Source organism: Bacillus glycinifermentans, from assembly GCF_001042475.2.
Taxonomy (GTDB): domain Bacteria; phylum Bacillota; class Bacilli; order Bacillales; family Bacillaceae; genus Bacillus; species Bacillus glycinifermentans.
This window is the reverse complement of sequence record NZ_LECW02000004.1, coordinates 95,303-113,511: the sequence shown is the minus strand read 5'-3', so window position 1 is coordinate 113,511 and position 18,209 is coordinate 95,303. Positions and strand designations below refer to the sequence as shown.

Genomic DNA, 18,209 nt, shown 5'->3' with positions numbered 1-18,209 from the left:
TGAGGAGTCTCTTTTTTGATGAATAAAATGTATAAAATACCGTCATTTGGAATTATACTAAGCTGTCGTAAAAGAAAGCTAAAACAGCCGGCACCATCAGAGGAGGATTCAGAACACTTGAAACCGTTCAGATACCTATTTTGCATATTACTGATCACATGGTCTTGCATCGCGGTTCCGTCTGCATCGGCAACTAAAAGCAGTTGGACCGAACCGATTAAAGGGGAAATAACGGATAAGTTCGGCACAAGGGGCGGCAAACACAAGGGACTCGACATCGCGGCTCCTGAGGGAGAAATGGTGGTAGCTGCCGCAGATGGAGCCGTAAGTAAATCGTATGTATCGAACTCATACGGCCAAGTCATTTTCATCAAACATGACAACGGGTATGAAACCGTCTATGCCCATTTGAACAAACGGCTAAAGAAAAAGGGTGACCGCGTGAAAAAAGGAGAGGAAATCGGAATCATCGGAAATACCGGAATATCGACGGGAACGCATCTTCACTTTGAAATCCATCAAGGCGCTTGGACTGAGAATAAGAAAAACGCGATGAACCCGCTGACCGTATACAGCGAGGAGGCGTTCCGTCCGAGTTCGGTTCATGTACACAAAGGAAGCGCTGAGACAAAAAGAGAGATCACCGTGCGAAAAGGGGACACGCTATGGAAGATCAGCCGGGAAAACGGGTTATCCGTCGGGAAAATGATTGAGATGAACGGCCTTGCAAACCCGAATATTTACGCCGGTCAGATGTTGCGTCTCGACGAAAGCCGGGAAAAGCAGCGCACTTATATTGTTCAAAAAGGTGATACGCTTTACCGCATTGCCGAAAAAATGGGCGTGACCGCCGGAGCAATTCAAGAGTGGAACGGACTGAAAGGGGAGACCATCTACCCGCAGCAGCCGCTCCTCATCAGGGTGGACCGTTCCTCGTAAAAAAACGGAACCCTGATTGCTTCAGGGCTCCGCCGGCTGCTACGGCAGGTCGATGACCTTAACCGATACGATATCGTCGATGTTTTTCAGTTCGTTTAAAATATCGTCTTCAAGATGGCGGTCGAATGAAAGCATCATGATCGCTTCGCCGCCTTTTTCTTTCCGTCCCACCTGCATTGTCGCAATATTGATGTTATGATCGCCGAGAATCCGGCCGACATGACCGATCATCCCCGGCTTATCCTGATGATGAATGTAGACAAGGTGACCGTTTGGATAGAAATCGATATCAAATCCGTTTAAAGCGACGATGCGTCCGCCAAAGTGCGGAATGTACGTTGCAGTTAAAGCAAACGTCGAACGATCGCCTGTTACTTTCACTGAAATGCAATTTTCATAACCGGATTCATTGGAAGAAATCTTTTCGCTGAAGCTGATCCCGCGCTCTTTCGCGACGGTTCCGGCGTTGACCTCATTGACCGTTGCAGCAACGCGCGGTTTCAGGAATCCGGCCAAAAGGCTTTTTGTAATAAATGATGTTTCTAGCTTTGCAATGGATCCTTCATAATGGATGGCCACATCTTTCACAGGCTCATTCATGCATTGGGATACAAGGTTTCCGATCGTATTGGCAAATTGATGGTACGGCTGGATCTTTTGGAAAGAGTCCTTTGTCATGGCCGGAAGGTTGATCGCTGACATTACAGGGTTTCCTTGCGCATACTGCAGAACTTCTTCCGATACTTGCGCCGCTACATTCAGCTGGGCTTCTTTTGTCGAAGCTCCCAGATGCGGAGTGGCAATCACGTTCGGGTGATCGATCAATTTGGAATCCACAGGAGGCTCGACTTCAAAAACGTCAAGCGCCGCCCCTCTGACATGGCCGCTTTCAAGCGCTTCAAGAAGGGCCGCTTCATCGATGATCCCGCCTCTTGCGCAGTTGACGAGACGGACGCCTTTTTTCGTTTTTGCGATCGTTTCCTTGTTTAAGAGGCCTTTTGTTTCTTTCGTCAGCGGTGTGTGAACTGTGATGATATCCGCGCAGGCGAGCACCTCTTCAAAGCTGTTGGCATTGACTCCGAGTTTGTCCGCTCTTTCCTGGGTCAGAAACGGATCATATACGCGGACCGTCATTCCGAACGCTTTGGCGCGGCTCGCAATTTCGCTTCCGATCCGTCCCATTCCGACGATGCCGAGCGTTTTTCCGTAAAGCTCTGACCCGACAAAAGCTGAACGGTTCCATTCGCGCGATTTGACGGAGATGTTCGCCTGCGGAATATGCCTCATTAGTGCAGAGAACATTGCAAATGTATGTTCCGCCGTTGAGATGGTGTTTCCGTTTGGCGCGTTCACCACAATTACGCCGTGCTTCGTCGCTTCGTCAATGTCAATGTTGTCAACGCCTACTCCCGCTCTCGCGACGATTTTCAATGAGGTCATCTTTTTAAACAGCTCTTCCGTTACCTTTGTTGCGCTTCTTACCAGAAGAGCATCAAAAGTATGCAGCTCGTCTTCCGCTTCCGCGACATTTTTTTGAACAATTTCAATAAAATCTGCTTCCATTAATGGTGCAAGTCCATCGCTTGACATTTTATCTGAGACCAATACTCGAAACATGTAAGATTTCCTCCTAAATAAACGTCATAAATATCTGATAATTTACCATATTACGAGAATGGTGTCAATGAGTTTCAAGCGTAAAAGACGAAAATTAAAAATGAAAAAAGTGTGAATGTGCGGATTTTAGACGGTGTGCTGGTAATGCACGCTGCTGATGAAAGAGACTTGAGCTTTCATCTGTACATTTTTTCACAACTACACTATAATAATATCGAAAATAAAATTTTATATGATCAATCTTCGGGGCAGGGTGAAATTCCCTACCGGCGGTGATGAGTTGTTTGCTCTAAGCCCGCGAGCCTTATTGAGGCAGGATTCGGTGAGATTCCGAAGCCGACAGTATAGTCTGGATGGGAGAAGATGGAGGTTCCTGCGTTTTGAAATACACATTTCGAAACGTTTATTTGACCTGTCTGTAAACGGCCCCGCTTTTGCAAAAAGCGGGTTTTTTGTTTGCGGACGGGGGCTAGAACCATTCCTCTTTTCGTGAGATGTGATCGAAAAGGAGAAAGAGACAAATGAAGCACAACAGAGTAAGACGTCTAGTGTCCATCAGTATGCTGAGCAGTATTGCATTCGTATTAATGATGCTGAGCTTTCCGATTTTGGGGGCGTATCCGTATTTAAAAATCGATTTCAGCGATATCCCGGCATTGCTTGCTGTCATATTATACGGCCCTGGCGCCGGAATTGCCGTTGAGGCGATTAAAAACGTGCTGAACTACTTCATTGCGGGAAGCGCATCAGGCGTACCGATCGATCAGACAGCGAACTTTGTCGCCGGAACGCTGTTTATACTGCCGGCCGCTTTTATGCTGAAAAAAACGAACTCTGCCAAAGGGTTTGCAGCTGCTCTTGTTCTGGGTACGATTTTAATGGCCGCCCTGATGAGCATCTTGAATTATGTTCTGTTTATCCCTGCATACACTTGGTTCTTACATGCTCCAGCATTATCAGGGGGCGCACTGAAAACGACGATTATAGCAGGCATTCTGCCGTTTAATCTCATTAAAGGCCTTGTCGTGACATTGGTGTCCACACCGATTTTCCTTCAGCTGAGACCTTGGCTGAAAGAAAATGTACAGGTGGCAAGACAGCATTAATTAATACAACAAAAGCCCGGCATTCGCCGGGCTTTTTCATGAACATATCCGGCCGGAGACACTCTCGCCGGATATTGCTTTTTCTATTCGTGCTTCAGCGGGTCGCCTTCAAACGGCTCATCCGCAACTTTAATCGAGTCAGTAGGACAGCCTTCAAATGCGTCCATCATGTCTTCTTCCAGGACATCAGGCACTTCTACGACGCCTTGGTTGTCATCGAGCGTGACATACGCGATTCCTTCATCATCATAGTCATAAATATCAGGAGCCGCTGCACCGCAAGCGCCGCATGCGATACACGTATCTTTGTCTACAATTGTATATTTTGGCATAAATAAAAAACCTCCCAGATGGTTCTTCGTTGGAACAAATGGTTTTAACCCTCTATCGGTCCGATATGAAACCTATTCCCATTCCTTATTGTAATGGTGTTAATCCTACATTTCAACTTAAAAATATTGAGAATGCTTATCACACAAGGGTTCTACTGCTAACATGCCCCTTTTAGATGACTTTAAACGTCGATTTCTCTGCAAAATCTGTTAAAATAATAAGAAGAAAAATATCGAATGTTGTCCTAAAAGAATGTAGGTGATGCTATGTCGGTTCATTTTTTTGACGCCGTTGTGCTGGACATTCTCACATCAATGCGGGGAGAACGGTCGCCGAGCGCCGTATATCATTTATTAAAAGGGAAAAGGTCATCACAGACGATTCAGGACGCCGGTTTATTTGCCGTCTCAAAGTATTTCGGCTTTTGTTCGTCCCTTTCCCGAGATCGGTTGAATGGCAGTTTTCAAAAATTGCTGCGGGAATCTTTCATTACCGAAAAACACGAGACGGGCGCTTTTGCCGTCACTGAAAGAGGAGAAAAGGAACTGGAACGCTGCTTCCGCATCCATCCCTGGCCCCGGCATTTTCACGGCGCCTATTATCAGGCGGCTGCAAATATCATGTGGCAAAGGATGTCCCTTTTGATTCAAGTGCTGTCAAACAGACGGTATCGGGAGCGGTTTTATTTGCCGATCACAAAAGATTACCAGATTCAAAATTGGGTCAGGCGGTACTTAAGAAACCGGAATGCCGATGAGTTGGCAGCGCATTTTCATACGGAATTGAAGGAAAAGCTGTCAGCGTTAGATGACGACCGGCAGGCCGCCGTCTTTGTACATTCCCTGACATCGGCTGCCAAGATCGGCTTTACGTGTAAACAGCTTGCGGAAAAGATGCGTGAGGATGAATGGTACATATATACTCTGTTTTGGGATGTTCTGCACTATTTTATTCAATCCGTTCAAAAGGGTGAAAGCCCGCTTTTTGAAACGCTGATCAAAGACATACCATTTAAAGACGGGCTCACGCAGTCGACAAGGAAAACGCTGTTTCTCATCAAAGAAGGAAAATCGATTGAGCGGATCGCGGAAATCCGAAAATTAAAAACGGCAACGATCGAGGATCACATCGTCGAAATCGCGATTCACGATCCGGCTTTTTCAATTGAAACATACGTGCCGGAAGAGGAACAAAGAATCATTGCAGATTATGCAAAACGCAATCAAACGAATAAAATCAGGCAAATTAAAGAAGGGCTCGGGGGCAGATACAGCTATTTTAAAATCCGTCTCGCCCTGTCGAAAACGGTGACGCGGCATGGATAAGCTTCATGAGGCTCTCCGCCGCCATTTCGGCTACACCTCTTTTAAAAAAGGACAGGAAGAAATCGTGAAAAGCGTGCTTGAAGGGCAGGATACGGTTGCGATGCTTCCGACCGGGGGAGGAAAATCGCTGTGCTACCAGCTTCCCGGGCTATTGACGGACGGAACGGTGTTGATCGTTTCCCCCCTCCTTTCTTTAATGGAAGATCAGGTGCAGCAATTGAAAATGCGGGGAGAGAAAAGGGCGGCTGCCTATAACAGCGCCTTAACCCATCAGGAAAAAGAATACATTTTAAAACAGCTTCACAGGCTTAAATTTCTTTATATATCGCCGGAAGCTCTCCAGTCTGAGCAGATGGTAAGGCGGCTGCAAACGATGAAAATCAGCCTTTTCGTCGTCGACGAAGCCCACTGTATCTCGCAGTGGGGGCATGATTTCAGGCCTGATTATTCGAAGCTCGGAGACATCAAAAAAAAGCTTGGCAGCCCCGTCACACTGGCGCTTACAGCGACGGCGACGGAAGAGACGTTAAAGGACATCTCGCGCATGCTCGGGCTGAACGAAGTCCGCTATCTCATTCATTCGGTCGATCGGCCGAACATCGCTCTTCATCTCGAGGAGGTCCAGGATACCGCCGGAAAAAACGAAAGGCTGATTGAACTTGTCCGCAAGCTTCAAGGCCCCGGCCTCGTCTATTGTCCGACAAGAAAATGGGCCGAAGAACTGGCCGGAAAGATCGCCGAAGAGACGAGGATGAGAACGGAGTTTTACCACGGCGGAATGGACGCTGGCGACAGAATGCTGATTCAGCAGCAGTTTATCCGCAATCAGCTTGACATCGTCTGCTGCACAAACGCGTTTGGCATGGGAGTTGATAAGCCTGATGTCAGATATGTGATCCATGTCAACCTTCCGCAAACGATCGAAGCATACATGCAGGAAATCGGGCGCGCGGGCCGGGATGGGAAACAGAGCGTCAGCATCCTGCTGAAGGCTCCGGGAGATAGGGGAATCCAGGAACAGCTCATTCAGACAGAAGCTCTCACCAGACAGACAATCGACTTTTTATACGAAAAACTTGCCGATGTCCGGGACGAACGCGGCGCAAGGGAAAGCCTTGAGCAATCCGGCTTAACGGAAACACAGGCCCGGCATTTCTCCCATTTGTTTTTCAAATTTCGCCATTTGGGGAATAAGGCGAGAGAGCTTATTTATCAGGAAATGGACTTTAGAAGACAGCAAAAACTAAACAAAATGGCAGGCTTCGCACAGATCACAGAAAGCAAAGGGTGCTTTCGGGAAGGGCTGCTTTCTTATTTTAATGAAACCTTAAGCGCCGGAAAAAGCGGTAACACGGCATGCTGCACGCACTGCGGATTAAATCTTGAAGATTATGAAACTAAAGGAGATCATCCATTTATGAACCAACTAACAGCATGGGAAGAGGAATTGGATACGATATTTGCTGCCAGCCGTGATCGGATATGCTGAAAAAGCAGACAGAAATCATCAGCCGGCTGTCAGACAGGGAAATGTTGAGACAGCTTTATTTTTCCCAGCTTCTGATGCTTTGTACGGCGGTCTTGACGGGCGTCTTTTTGTTCGATGATATCAATGATTTTTTCTCGCTGTGGAACGTACGCGACATCAGAATTCTCACTTTCGGCGTGCCGCTTGCTGTTTTCGTCATTGCCGTTGACCTTGCAGTGATGAAATGGGTTCCCGAGCATATGTATGACGATGAAGGGATAAATCAAAAGCTTTTTCGAAGCCGTTCATACTTTCATATTGTCGTGCTCACCCTTTTCATCGCGTTCACTGAAGAAATATTGTTCAGAGGGATCGTCCAGACTCATCTCGGCATTTGGGCGGCAAGCATCATTTTTGCGCTTTTGCATTTTCGTTATTTGCGAAAATGGCTGCTCTTTGTCATGGTTGTTCTGATCAGCTTTTTGCTCGGGATCAGCTTTTTAAAGACGGATAATTTATTCGTCCCTGTCACGGCGCATTTCCTGATCGATGCTGCAAGTGCGTTTCAGATTCGTTTTCAACACGTAAGGAGGAGATTACATGGCGGAGATGTCGAGGATAGAGAGAAAGAAGATGGAGCGGGAAAAGGCTCAGGCTGAACTTGCCCTAAAAGCGCAAGAAGAGCCGCAATTCCCCGAAGAAGAGCTCCCCTCCAGACAGTCTTATCGTGAAAAAAAGAAAAACGGGAAAAAAAAGAATAAACAAAGGAATCCTTTATTTACCTCGCTTGCAGTCATATTTTTATTCATTCCAATCATCGTCTTCCTGGTGTTCATGTACATGATGAATCAAAGCGATACGAATCCTGACCAATATGACGATGTATTTTATGAAAAATCGAAAGATACAAGCTTTCTAGATGACCAGGCGGCTGATCAACTGGCGGACTCAACAGATCAAGCCGCCGCTCTTCAGGAGGAAAAGGCTGATCAAACAGAGGGAAAAGCTGATGACCAGCCAAAAAAAGAAGCGGCTGAAGAGCGGCCAAAAGACGAGAAAAAAACTGAGGACAAGCCGTCAAAAGTAGAAAAAAAAGTTCATAAACCTGCTGCAGCAGAGAAAAAAGCCGGGGAGAAGACCGCAATAGAAAAGAAAAATGTCGTAAAAGCGCCGGTTCAAAAGGCGCCCGAACCGAAAAAGGTGATTCAGCATACCGTTGGAGAAAAGGAGACCCTTTACAGAATCTCCATGAAATATTATAAAGACCGGTCGGGCGAGGAAAAAATCCGCAGTTATAATCAGTTGTCCGGCAATAACGTGTATGCGGGACAGGTGCTGAAAATTCCTTTTTATTAAGGCCCCCTGCATGAATGCGCCGACCCGTTCATATATATTGTACAAACAAATCGGACAAGGTGTGAGGAATGTGGGAAGCGCGCTTGATCAGCTGGACCGTTTTACCGATGAACCTACAAAGCAAATGCTCCGCGGCTTAATCAAAAGAAAAGAAAAGTATGAAAACTATCGAAAGCAATCGCTTAAGTGGCTCGTGGCAGCCGCGGTTTGCGCCGTATCGTTCTGCCTGTTCGCAGTTGGAAAAGGGCTTGGCCGAAACGGCATCCTTGCCGAATTGCTGAACGATTCCATTTACCTGTTTTGGATATTGGCAGCCGCTTTCGCATACAGTACGGCACATTATTTTAAAAAGAAGGAAGAGAAAGCGGAAGGGGATTTTCATAAACTGAGGTGTGAGATTATTCAGAAAAGCACCGATTTATGGCCTCAGCCCGAGGAATGGAAATCGAGGGAAACGGTCTTTAAAGTGATGAAACAGCACTATGATATCAATTTGTATTTTGAAAGCAAATAAAAAAGGGCTGACGTTTTCTTTTGTGAAGAGAAACGTCTTTTTTTATCAGGCGTCTTATATAAGAAAGAAAACAAGAATGGGGTATTCATATGATCTTTTTCGTCAGTTTCATTTCCGTTGTTTTCGTCTGCTTATCCGCTTTGATCTGGAAAATGTCAGCCATCGCCAAAGAAGACCGTGTAATGCACGCAGGTTTTTCGCTCGGGCGCTTGCGCGGAAAAGATCCGCTTAACGTCTTTTTTATTTCTGACATCCACAGACGCACGGTCAGCAGGGAAATCATTCAAAAGGTGAAGGAGCACGGCGTGCATCTCGTCGTGATTGGAGGAGATCTGGCAGAGCGGGGCGTTCCGTTCGCGAGGATTGAAGAAAATATCAAAAGGCTGACAAGTTTGGGAAAAACGTTTTTTGTGTGGGGAAACAACGATTACGAGATCAATCAGGCAAGGCTTGTTCGCCTGTTCAAAACATACGGTGTGACCGCTTTGCGCAATGAATCGGCTGTTTTCAACCACCGCGGGCAGATCGTGAATGTTTGCGGCGTGGATGACCTCAGGATCGGATTTGCCGACTTGCCGGAGGCGGTGCGGAATATTCATCCCGGCGCTCCGACTCTTTTAGTGTCACACAATCCTGGAATACACCATCAAATACATGAGGAGGACCGGATTGACATCATACTCAGCGGCCATACGCACGGAGGCCAGATTCGCATCGGCCGATTCGGACTATATAAAGAAGGCGGGACGGGAACTATTCATAGGACCCGCTATCTGATCAGCAACGGCTATGGAACGACAAGGCTTCCTTTGAGGCTCGGAGCTAGGCCGGAAACACATCTTATCAAACTGGCTCCAGTGCAGACAGACGGTTGCGGATAGGCGCCTGATCGGCTTTTTTTCCGAAAAGACGGCATAGTGCTTGTCTTCCGCTGAAACACGGTGTAAACTGGTATCAAAATTAAGAACCTATAACTCATCATCTCCATATAATAAGATAAATGATGTGTGCAAGAAGAGGCAGGAGGGAACGTTATGCGGCTTGAGCGTCTAAATTATAATAAGATTAAAATCTTTCTGACACTTGACGATCTGACAGACCGGGGGCTGACTAAAGAAGACCTTTGGAAAGACTCATTTAAAGTTCAGCAGCTGTTTAAAGACATGATGAACGAAGCGAATACAGAGCTCGGGTTTGAAGCAAATGGCCCAATTGCTGTTGAAGTGTATTCTCTTCAAGCACAAGGAATGGTCATCATTGTCACGAAAAACCAGGAAGCGGATGAAGACGATAATGAGTATGATGAGGATTATATAGAAATGCAGGTCAAGCTTGGCGAAAGTGTTGACATTATATATGAATTTCAAACGTTTGAACATCTGATTGAGCTGTCCAAAAATCTCGACAGGATCGGAATCCAGGGCGGGACGGTCTATCATTATGAAGGCCGGTATTTTTTGAGCCTCGATGATTTCGATTCCCATTCCGTTGACGGCGTGATCTCGATTTTGGCCGAGTACGGTAATCCGACGACCTTAACGATCTACAGACTTCAGGAGTACGGGAAGAAAATCATGGACAACAACGCCGTTCAGACCATTCAGACGTACTTTAAATAATTGGATGTCAAAAGATGTGCTGCTGTGTTAAACAGCAGTTTTTTTTGTCGAAAATAAGAATGTACAAAAATGATTTTTCTCGAATATTTTTTATGAAAACGGGCTGTTTGTCCTTTGCATGATTAGTGCAAGGGTGTATACTATTCTCTGAAAGGACAACATGCCAGAAAGACTTTAGGAGGTTAACTTATCATGGTAGCCGATCAAAACACCGGTCATACTGAGGAAAATGCACACGATGTTTTAAAATCAACGCAAACGGTGATACATAAGGCGCTTGAAAAATTGGGGTATCCAGAAGAAGTGTATGAATTATTAAAAGAACCGATTCGTTTTTTAACGGTTAAAATTCCGGTTCGCATGGATGATGGATCAGTGAAAATTTTTACGGGGTACCGTGCGCAGCACAATGATGCAGTAGGACCGACAAAAGGAGGCATCCGCTTTCATCCGGGAGTCACTGAAAAAGAAGTTAAAGCGCTTTCTATTTGGATGAGTCTGAAATGCGGGATCATTGACCTTCCATATGGAGGCGGAAAGGGCGGGATCATCTGTGATCCGCGGGATATGTCCTTTCCTGAACTTGAACGTTTAAGCAGAGGCTACGTCAGGGCGATCAGCCAAATTGTCGGACCGACAAAAGACGTGCCGGCTCCCGATGTATTTACCAATTCTCAAATTATGGCATGGATGATGGACGAATATTCAAGAATCGACGAATTCAATTCTCCGGGTTTCATTACCGGAAAACCGCTCGTTTTAGGTGGTTCTCACGGCAGAGAATCTGCGACAGCAAAAGGGGTTACGATTTGTATTAAAGAAGCGGCGAAAAAGAAAAACATCGATATTAAGGGGGCTTCTGTCGTTGTGCAGGGGTTCGGAAATGCGGGAAGCTATCTTGCGAAATTCATGCATGACGCAGGTGCAAAAGTTGTCGGCATTTCTGATGCATACGGCGGCTTATATGACCCTGAGGGTCTTGACATCGATTATTTGTTGGACCGCCGCGACAGCTTCGGAACCGTCACAAAGCTCTTCAATGACACGATTACAAATCAGGAGCTGCTTGAACTTGATTGTGACATTTTGGTGCCGGCCGCGATCGAAAACCAGATTACAGAAGAAAACGCGCATAACATAAAAGCGAAAATCGTCGTGGAAGCCGCCAACGGCCCGACGACTCTTGAAGCGACGCAAATTCTTTCTGACCGCGGTATTCTCCTCGTTCCGGATGTGCTGGCAAGCGCCGGCGGTGTAACGGTATCCTACTTCGAATGGGTACAGAACAATCAGGGCTTCTACTGGACTGAGGAAGAAGTCGAAGAAAGACTGGAAAAAATGATGGTCAAATCGTTTAACAACATTTACGAAATGGCGCAAAACCGCAGAATCGACATGAGGCTTGCCGCCTACATGGTGGGCGTCCGCAAAATGGCGGAGGCATCCCGATTCAGAGGCTGGATCTAAGCCCAACCATTTGCAACAACGCAAAAAATCTCCTATCATAAAATAGGAGATTTTTTTGATTTGCCGGACATGACAGGAGTTGAACGGAACATGAAAGAAGAAAAAGTGATCATTATCGGCGGGGGCCCCTGCGGGCTTTCAGCGGCCATCGCGATGCAGCAAATCGGAATAGAGCCCCTCGTTATTGAAAAGGGAAATATTGTGGACAGCATTTACCGTTATCCTACGCATCAAACCTTTTTCAGCTCCAGCGAAAAGCTGGAGATCGGAGATGTTGCATTTATTACCGAAAACCGCAAACCGGTCAGAAATCAGGCCCTGTCCTATTACAGGGAAGTTGCCAAACGGAAAAATATAAGAGTCAATGCTTTCGAAAAAGTTCATTCCGTAACAAAAACGGAAGATAACCGGTTTTTAGTCGAGACGTCGAAGGATGCGTATTTGGCCTCGTTTTGCATCGTGGCGACGGGATACTACGATAACCCGAACTATATGAACGTGCCGGGTGAAGATCTGCCTAAGGTTTTTCATTATTTTAAAGAAGCTCATCCTTATTTTGATAAAGACGTTGCAGTCATCGGCGGAAAAAATTCAAGCGTTGACGCGGCAATGGAGCTGGTCAAAGCCGGTGCGCGCGTGACCGTTTTATACAGGGGAACGGAATACTCCTCAAGCATAAAGCCGTGGATTCTTCCCGAATTCGTATCCCTTGTCAATCACGGGAAAATACGGATGGAGTTTCGCGCGGCCGTCAAGGAAATTACAGAGGATCAGCTGACTTTTACCATTGATTCAAAAGAAGAAATCACCATTAAAAACGATTTTGTGTTTGCGATGACGGGCTATCATCCGGATCACAGTTTTCTAAAGAAAATGGGGATTCAGATTGATGCGGAATCAGGCCGTCCGTTTTTCAACGAAGAAACGATGGAAACGAATGAAAAAGGCATTTTCATCGCCGGCGTCATCGCTGCCGGAAACAATGCAAACGAAATTTTTATCGAAAACGGGCGCTTCCACGGCGGTCTGATCGCCGCAGAAATCGCCAAACGGATATAAAAAGGAAGAGAGCATATTCTATATTTAGATGTGCTCTCTCTTTTTTTGCAGCAGCACAGATTATGACGCAAAGGGGCATCCGAAGATGAAACATAAAGTCGCTCTTATTACGACAGGCGGAACGATCGCAAGCCGGAAAACCGAAAGCGGGAGGCTTGCGGCAGGCGCCATAAGCGGGACGGAGCTGGCCCGGATATGCAAGCTTCCGGAAGATGTACAAGTTGACGTATATCCGGCATTGCAGCTTCCGAGCATGCACATTACATTTCACGACCTGCTGAAGCTGAAAATCACGATAGAAAAGGCTTTCGAAGACGAAACGTATGACGGAGCCGTCGTCACGCACGGAACGGACTCGCTTGAAGAAACCGCCTACTTTCTCGATTTAACGATCAGCGATGACCGTCCGGTCGTCGTCACCGGCTCGCAGCGGCCGCCGGAAGAGCAGGGCAGCGACGCATATACGAATATCAGGCATGCTGTTTATACGGCATGCAGTCAGGATATAAAAGGAGCCGGAACGGTTGTCGTTTTCAATGAACGGATTTTCAATGCACGCTATGTCAAAAAGGTTCATGCGTCAAACCTTCAAGGCTTCGACGTATTCGGATTCGGATACTTTGGGATCATTGACAATGACAAAGTGTACGTCTATCAGAAACCGCTAAGGCGGGACGTCCATCGTCTAAAAAAAACTCTCCCTGTCGTCGACATCGTGAAAAGCTATCTTGACGCGGACGGGAAATTCATACGTGCTGCCGCTCAAGAAGGTGCTGCCGGAATCGTCCTTGAAGGCGTCGGAAGGGGACAGGTCACCCCGGAAATGGTGGCTGATATAGAGGCTGCTTTAAACAAGGGCATTCATATCGTGATCACGACGAGCGCGGAGGAAGGAGAAGTCTATACGACATACGACTATGTCGGCAGCAGCTATGATCTGGTGAAAAAAGGCGTTATTCTCGGAAAAGATTACGATAGCAAAAAAGCGAGAATAAAATTGGCGGTTCTTTTGGCCAGCTATGACAGCGGCATTAAAGACAAGTTTTGTTATTAACCGCTGAATCCTTATCGATTTCAAAACATTGTGAATCATGGTAGGATAGAATGAGAAGAAAAGGAAAGAGGTTTCTCATGTTCGGAATTATCTCCGCAGGCGTCGCTCCCGGAATCGCATTGCTGATGTATTTCTACTTAAAGGAAAAGTACGAAACAGAGCCTATTCATATGGTCATACGCCTTTTTATAGTAGGGGTTTTGCTCGTCTTTCCGACGATGTTTATCCAGTATGTTTTGGAAAAAGAAAACATTTCTGAGAGCAATTTTGTTATTTCATTTTTATCTTCCGGATTTTTGGAAGAATTTTTAAAATGGTTTTTGCTCATGTTCAGCGTCTACCAGCATGCCAATTTTGATGAACATTATGATGGAATCATGTACGGGACAAGCCTTTCGCTCGGGTTTGCCACATTGGAAAACATTCTGTACTTAATCGGAAACGGCGTCGAACACGCGTTCATGCGAGCGCTGCTTCCTGTATCAAGCCATGCCTTATTCGGCGTTATTATGGGGTTTTATATCGGCAAAGCCCGTTTTTCAAAAAGGAAGAAGCAGGCCGAGTGGCTTTGTCTGTCGCTTTTTATACCTGCCGCGCTTCACGGTCTCTATGACTACATCCTGCTGGCCCTCAGAAATTGGATTTATTTTATGCTTCCCTTTATGGCGTTTCTCTGGTGGTTCGGCCTCAGAAAAGCAAAAAAAGCACGTTCCGTCAATGTCGGAGAGCGTCCGCTCGATCTCTAAGCCGCCTGATAGAGGCGGCTTTTTTATTTTGCAAAACAAACAGTATCACCAGATTTTAATGGTGCTGAAACAGAAAGGAAAGCGTGTATAAAATCTGCCTCTCTACAAAAGATATGGATACAAAAATGCTGGAGGAGGCTTAAACATGAAGTCGAAAGGTTCTTTTTGTTTGAATGTCATTTTTTGTACGATGATGGCAGTAAGTCTTTCACTTCCATTCAGTCAAAAAAGCTCCGCCTTTACTGAACAGGTTATACAGCGGGGGGCGACAGGGGATGATGTGATCGAACTTCAGGCAAGGCTTCAATATAACGGCTATTATAATGGCAAAATCGACGGTGTGTACGGATGGGCGACTTACTGGGCTGTCCGGAATTTTCAGGACCGGTTTGGATTAAAGGAAACAGACGGTCTTGTCGGACCGAAAACAAAACAACATTTAGTCAATACGACAAAATACTACAGCGCTTATGTGCATGAACAGATTAGAAAAGGGAATAAGTTTACGCATTACGGTAGCATTCCGCTGAAATACCAGACGAAGCCTTCGAAAGAGGTGCAGCAGCAGGCGAGAAAAAGAGCGGAGGCCAGACAGCGCCAGCAGGCGGCGCCGAAGCAGTATGCGGCGCAAAAACAGCAGCAGAAGCAGGCGGCACCGGCGCCGAAGCAGGCAGCGCCAAAGCAGCAGAAAAAACAAGCGGCTCCGAAAAAATACGATGCCGCTGCGGCCAACATGCCGGGGGGTTTTTCAAGCAATGACATCAACCTGTTGGCAAAGGCGGTTTACGGCGAGGCCCGCGGTGAGCCGTACGACGGCCAGGTTGCGGTTGCGGCTGTTATTTTAAACAGGATCAACAGTCCGATTTTCCCGGATTCGGTTGCGGGCGTTATTTTCGAGCCGCTTGCCTTCACTTCCGTAGCCGACGGACAGATCTATATGACGCCGGATAAAACCGCGAAAAAAGCCGTGTTGGATGCCATCAATGGATGGGACCCTTCAGAAAATGCCTTATACTATTTCAACCCTGACACGGCCACAAGTCCGTGGATATGGGGAAGACCGCAAATTAAACGGATAGGCAAACACATTTTCTGTGAATAAAAGCGAGGTGTTATAAATGATCAGAGGAATTTTAATCGCCATTTTAGGAGTCGCCATCGTCGGAACGAGCTACTGGGGCTATAAAGAACACCAGGAGAAAGACGCTGTTCTGTTACATGCCGAAAACAATTATCAGCGGGCATTCCACGATTTAACGTATCAGGTGGACAAGCTCCACGATCAAATCGGCAGCACGCTTGCCATGAACAGCAAAAAAACCCTTTCCCCTGCATTGGCGGAAGTCTGGAGAACGACGTCTGAAGCGCACAACAACGTCAGCCAGCTTCCCCTTACATTAATGCCGTTTAACAAAACGGAAGATTTTTTGGCGAGCGTAGGGGATTTCAGCTATAAAACAGCGGTACGCGACCTTGATAAAGAGCCGCTGAATAAAAAAGAATACGCATCTTTAAACAAGCTTTATGAAAAATCGAAAGATATCCAGGACGAACTGCGCAGTGTCCAGCATAAGATCATGGGCAATAATTTGAGGTGGATGGACGTTGAGCTTGCGCTTGCATCAGGCCAAAAACAAAGCGACAACACGATTATTGACGGCTTCAAAACGGTGGAAAAAACCGCAAACGGGTTCTCAGAATCCGATTTTGGCCCGGCAACGATGACAAACGTGAAAAAAGAAGAACAAGGGTACAACCATTTAAAAGGGAATAAAATAACCCAAGCCGAGGCGAAAAAGATTGCGCAAAAGTTTGCACCGGATAAAAACTATAACATTAAAGTAGCGAAAAGCGGCAAGAGGACGAACAAGGACGTCTACACGGTCAGCATGCAGGATCCCGACCAAAAATCCGATATTTATATGGACATCACCGCAAAAGGCGGATATCCTGTTTACCTGATTCAAAACAAAAAAATCAAAGATCAAAAAATCAGTTTGAACGATGCATCAAACCGCGCGCTTCAATTTTTGAAAAAGAACGGCTATGAGACACGCGATCTCAAAATGGATGAAAGCTCGCAATACGACGGTGTCGGCGTTTTTTCATTCGTTCCCGTTCAAAACGGCGTGTGGCTCTATCCTGACAGCATCCGCATGAAGGTCGCACTCGACGACGGGGAAATCGTCGGTTTTTCCGCGAAGGATTTTCTGACTGCCCACAGAAAAAGGAATCTTCCGAAACCGAAATTAACGCCGGAAAAAGCGAAAGCGAAGCTGAATTCGAATGTAAAGGTTCAGGAAACGCGCCTTGCCCTGATTACAAATGAAGCTTCCCAGGAAGTCCTGTGCTACGAATTTCTCGGGACGATCGAAAACGACACATTCCGCATGTTCCTCAATGCGAATGACGGCACTGAAGAAAAAATCGAAAAGATGAAAAATGTAGAACCGATATATAAAAGTTTGTAAAAACGAAAGGAAAAGGCGGTCAGGTGCCTTTTCCTTTTTGGCATTCGGAATAATTAGCCCTGAACATTTCCATACTGAAGGTATGGAGGCCCGTTAACGGCCCTGCGATATTCGATGGAGGAATTCTATGAAAACATTTGAGCGTTTATTATTAAAACTGCTCATCGTTCAAGGCGTTGTTCTATTATCCGTACAGCTTCTTTTTCATTTTTCACAGGCTGAACCGTATTTGTCGAAGGTTGTGCAGTATGAAGGCGTAAATAAAACGAATATCGGCGAATGGATCGAGACATTTAAGCCGTAAATCGTATGAAAATCTCCCCTTTTTCGCTTAGAACATGATACAATCCTATAAGGAGTACCAGAGAGCAAGGAGAGGAATTATGGAAAAGAAATTATGTATCGCAATCGACGGTCCAGCCGCAGCCGGAAAAAGCACCGTGGCAAAAATCGTGGCCCGCAAAAAGTCTTATGTTTACATCGACACCGGCGCCATGTACCGGGCCATTACGTATTTGGCGCTGCAAAAAGGCGTGGATCTGAATGATGAGGCAGCCTTGACAGAGCTGCTCCAAAAATCGGCAATCGATCTTACGGTTTCCGAAGATGGGGCGCAGAAGGTATATATTGCGGGCGAGGATGTAACTGAAGCGATCCGGACGGACGAAGTCAGCAACCAGGTTTCCATTGTCGCCAAGCACAGAGGAATCCGCGAAGAGATGACGAAAAGGCAGCAGCAGCTTGCCGAAAAAGGCGGAGTCGTCATGGACGGCCGTGATATCGGAACCCACGTCCTCCCTGATGCAGAGGTGAAAATTTTCCTGCTGGCATCAGTCGAAGAACGGGCAAAACGCCGCTTTGAAGAAAACGTCAAAAAGGGGTACAATGTGAATTATGAAACGCTTGCAGAGGAGATCCGGCGGCGCGATAAACTCGATTCCGAGCGGGAGATTTCCCCGCTGAAAAAAGCGGATGACGCGCTCGAAATCGACACGACTTCATTGTCCATCGATGAAGTGGCCGGGAAAATCCTGCAAATTGTAGACAAAAAGGCTCAAAAATAAAAAAATCGGGCAAATTATTTTTTGTCCGCATGTTTTGACTTGACAAACACATGCTTTTATTAGAAGTTAGT

General features: G+C 46.3%; 19 protein-coding genes and 1 riboswitch. Of the genes, 17 read left to right on the top strand and 2 right to left on the bottom strand.

Going from position 1 to position 18,209, the window contains the following annotated elements; all coding sequences use genetic code 11:
• Positions 1-117 precede the first annotated feature (117 nt).
• Positions 118-939 (top strand): M23 family metallopeptidase, encoded by an 822-nt coding sequence (locus tag AB447_RS03305; RefSeq protein ID WP_048352909.1) that lies wholly within the window; start codon positions 118-120, stop codon positions 937-939.
• Between the two features lie 39 nt (positions 940-978).
• Here the strand turns inward: AB447_RS03305 and serA are convergent, their stop codons facing one another.
• Positions 979-2,556 (bottom strand): phosphoglycerate dehydrogenase, encoded by a 1,578-nt coding sequence (gene serA, locus AB447_RS03300; protein ID WP_048352910.1) that lies wholly within the window; start codon positions 2,554-2,556, stop codon positions 979-981.
• 235 nt (positions 2,557-2,791) lie between these two features.
• Positions 2,792-2,925: riboswitch (FMN riboswitch) on the top strand.
• A 152-nt stretch (positions 2,926-3,077) separates the two neighbouring features.
• Here serA and AB447_RS03295 point away from each other — a divergent pair.
• Entirely contained in the window at positions 3,078-3,662 is a 585-nt protein-coding gene (locus AB447_RS03295; RefSeq protein ID WP_048352911.1) for an ECF transporter S component, read from the top strand.
• A gap of 83 nt (positions 3,663-3,745) precedes the next feature.
• Here the strand turns inward: AB447_RS03295 and AB447_RS03290 are convergent, their stop codons facing one another.
• Complete coding sequence (locus AB447_RS03290; protein WP_046129848.1) at positions 3,746-3,994, bottom strand: ferredoxin; 249 nt, start codon at positions 3,992-3,994, stop codon at positions 3,746-3,748.
• A gap of 267 nt (positions 3,995-4,261) precedes the next feature.
• On the opposite strand from AB447_RS03290, the gene AB447_RS03285 reads away from it, so the two are divergent.
• From AB447_RS03285 to cmk, 15 genes are all read left to right on the top strand, one after another.
• Entirely contained in the window at positions 4,262-5,320 is a 1,059-nt protein-coding gene (locus AB447_RS03285; RefSeq protein WP_048352912.1) for a YpbB family protein, read from the top strand.
• Positions 5,313-6,809, top strand: a complete 1,497-nt coding sequence (locus AB447_RS03280) for a RecQ family ATP-dependent DNA helicase (RefSeq protein ID WP_048352913.1) — start codon at positions 5,313-5,315, stop codon at positions 6,807-6,809. The genes AB447_RS03285 and AB447_RS03280 overlap by 8 nt, the downstream gene beginning before the upstream one ends.
• Positions 6,803-7,447, top strand: coding sequence for a CPBP family intramembrane glutamic endopeptidase (locus tag AB447_RS03275; protein WP_046129851.1), 645 nt, complete (start codon positions 6,803-6,805; stop codon positions 7,445-7,447). Before AB447_RS03280 ends, AB447_RS03275 begins: the two co-directional genes overlap by 7 nt.
• Entirely contained in the window at positions 7,389-8,144 is a 756-nt protein-coding gene (locus AB447_RS03270; protein WP_046129852.1) for a LysM peptidoglycan-binding domain-containing protein, read from the top strand. The genes AB447_RS03275 and AB447_RS03270 overlap by 59 nt, the downstream gene beginning before the upstream one ends.
• A gap of 124 nt (positions 8,145-8,268) precedes the next feature.
• Positions 8,269-8,658 (top strand): YpbF family protein, encoded by a 390-nt coding sequence (locus tag AB447_RS03265; RefSeq protein ID WP_046129919.1) that lies wholly within the window; start codon positions 8,269-8,271, stop codon positions 8,656-8,658.
• A gap of 89 nt (positions 8,659-8,747) precedes the next feature.
• Positions 8,748-9,539, top strand: coding sequence for a metallophosphoesterase (locus tag AB447_RS03260; protein ID WP_046129853.1), 792 nt, complete (start codon positions 8,748-8,750; stop codon positions 9,537-9,539).
• 153 nt (positions 9,540-9,692) lie between these two features.
• Positions 9,693-10,277, top strand: a complete 585-nt coding sequence (locus AB447_RS03255) for a genetic competence negative regulator (RefSeq protein WP_046129854.1) — start codon at positions 9,693-9,695, stop codon at positions 10,275-10,277.
• A 192-nt stretch (positions 10,278-10,469) separates the two neighbouring features.
• Positions 10,470-11,744, top strand: a complete 1,275-nt coding sequence (gene gudB / locus AB447_RS03250; protein WP_046129855.1) for an NAD-specific glutamate dehydrogenase — start codon at positions 10,470-10,472, stop codon at positions 11,742-11,744.
• Positions 11,745-11,834: 90 nt separating this feature from the next.
• Positions 11,835-12,803 (top strand): YpdA family putative bacillithiol disulfide reductase, encoded by a 969-nt coding sequence (locus AB447_RS03245; protein WP_048352952.1) that lies wholly within the window; start codon positions 11,835-11,837, stop codon positions 12,801-12,803.
• 85 nt (positions 12,804-12,888) lie between these two features.
• Positions 12,889-13,857 carry an asparaginase gene (locus AB447_RS03240; RefSeq protein WP_048352914.1) on the top strand — a complete coding sequence of 323 codons (969 nt, stop codon included), beginning with the start codon at positions 12,889-12,891 and terminating at the stop codon, positions 13,855-13,857.
• Between the two features lie 77 nt (positions 13,858-13,934).
• Complete coding sequence (prsW, locus tag AB447_RS03235) at positions 13,935-14,603, top strand: glutamic-type intramembrane protease PrsW (protein ID WP_057957435.1); 669 nt, start codon at positions 13,935-13,937, stop codon at positions 14,601-14,603.
• Positions 14,604-14,748: 145 nt separating this feature from the next.
• Positions 14,749-15,705: a spore cortex-lytic enzyme gene (sleB, locus tag AB447_RS03230; protein WP_048352915.1), complete on the top strand. Its 957-nt coding sequence runs from the start codon at positions 14,749-14,751 to the stop codon at positions 15,703-15,705.
• Positions 15,706-15,721: 16 nt separating this feature from the next.
• The gene (gene ypeB / locus AB447_RS03225) at positions 15,722-17,074 is read left to right on the top strand and encodes a germination protein YpeB (protein WP_046129859.1); all 1,353 of its coding nucleotides are present in this window, start codon (positions 15,722-15,724) and stop codon (positions 17,072-17,074) included.
• Between the two features lie 127 nt (positions 17,075-17,201).
• Entirely contained in the window at positions 17,202-17,378 is a 177-nt protein-coding gene (locus AB447_RS26120; RefSeq protein WP_096891849.1) for a YpfB family protein, read from the top strand.
• Positions 17,379-17,457: 79 nt separating this feature from the next.
• A complete protein-coding gene (gene cmk / locus AB447_RS03220) occupies positions 17,458-18,138 on the top strand; it encodes a (d)CMP kinase (RefSeq protein WP_046129860.1) in 681 nt (226 codons plus the stop codon).
• The last annotated feature ends 71 nt before the right edge of the window (positions 18,139-18,209 follow it).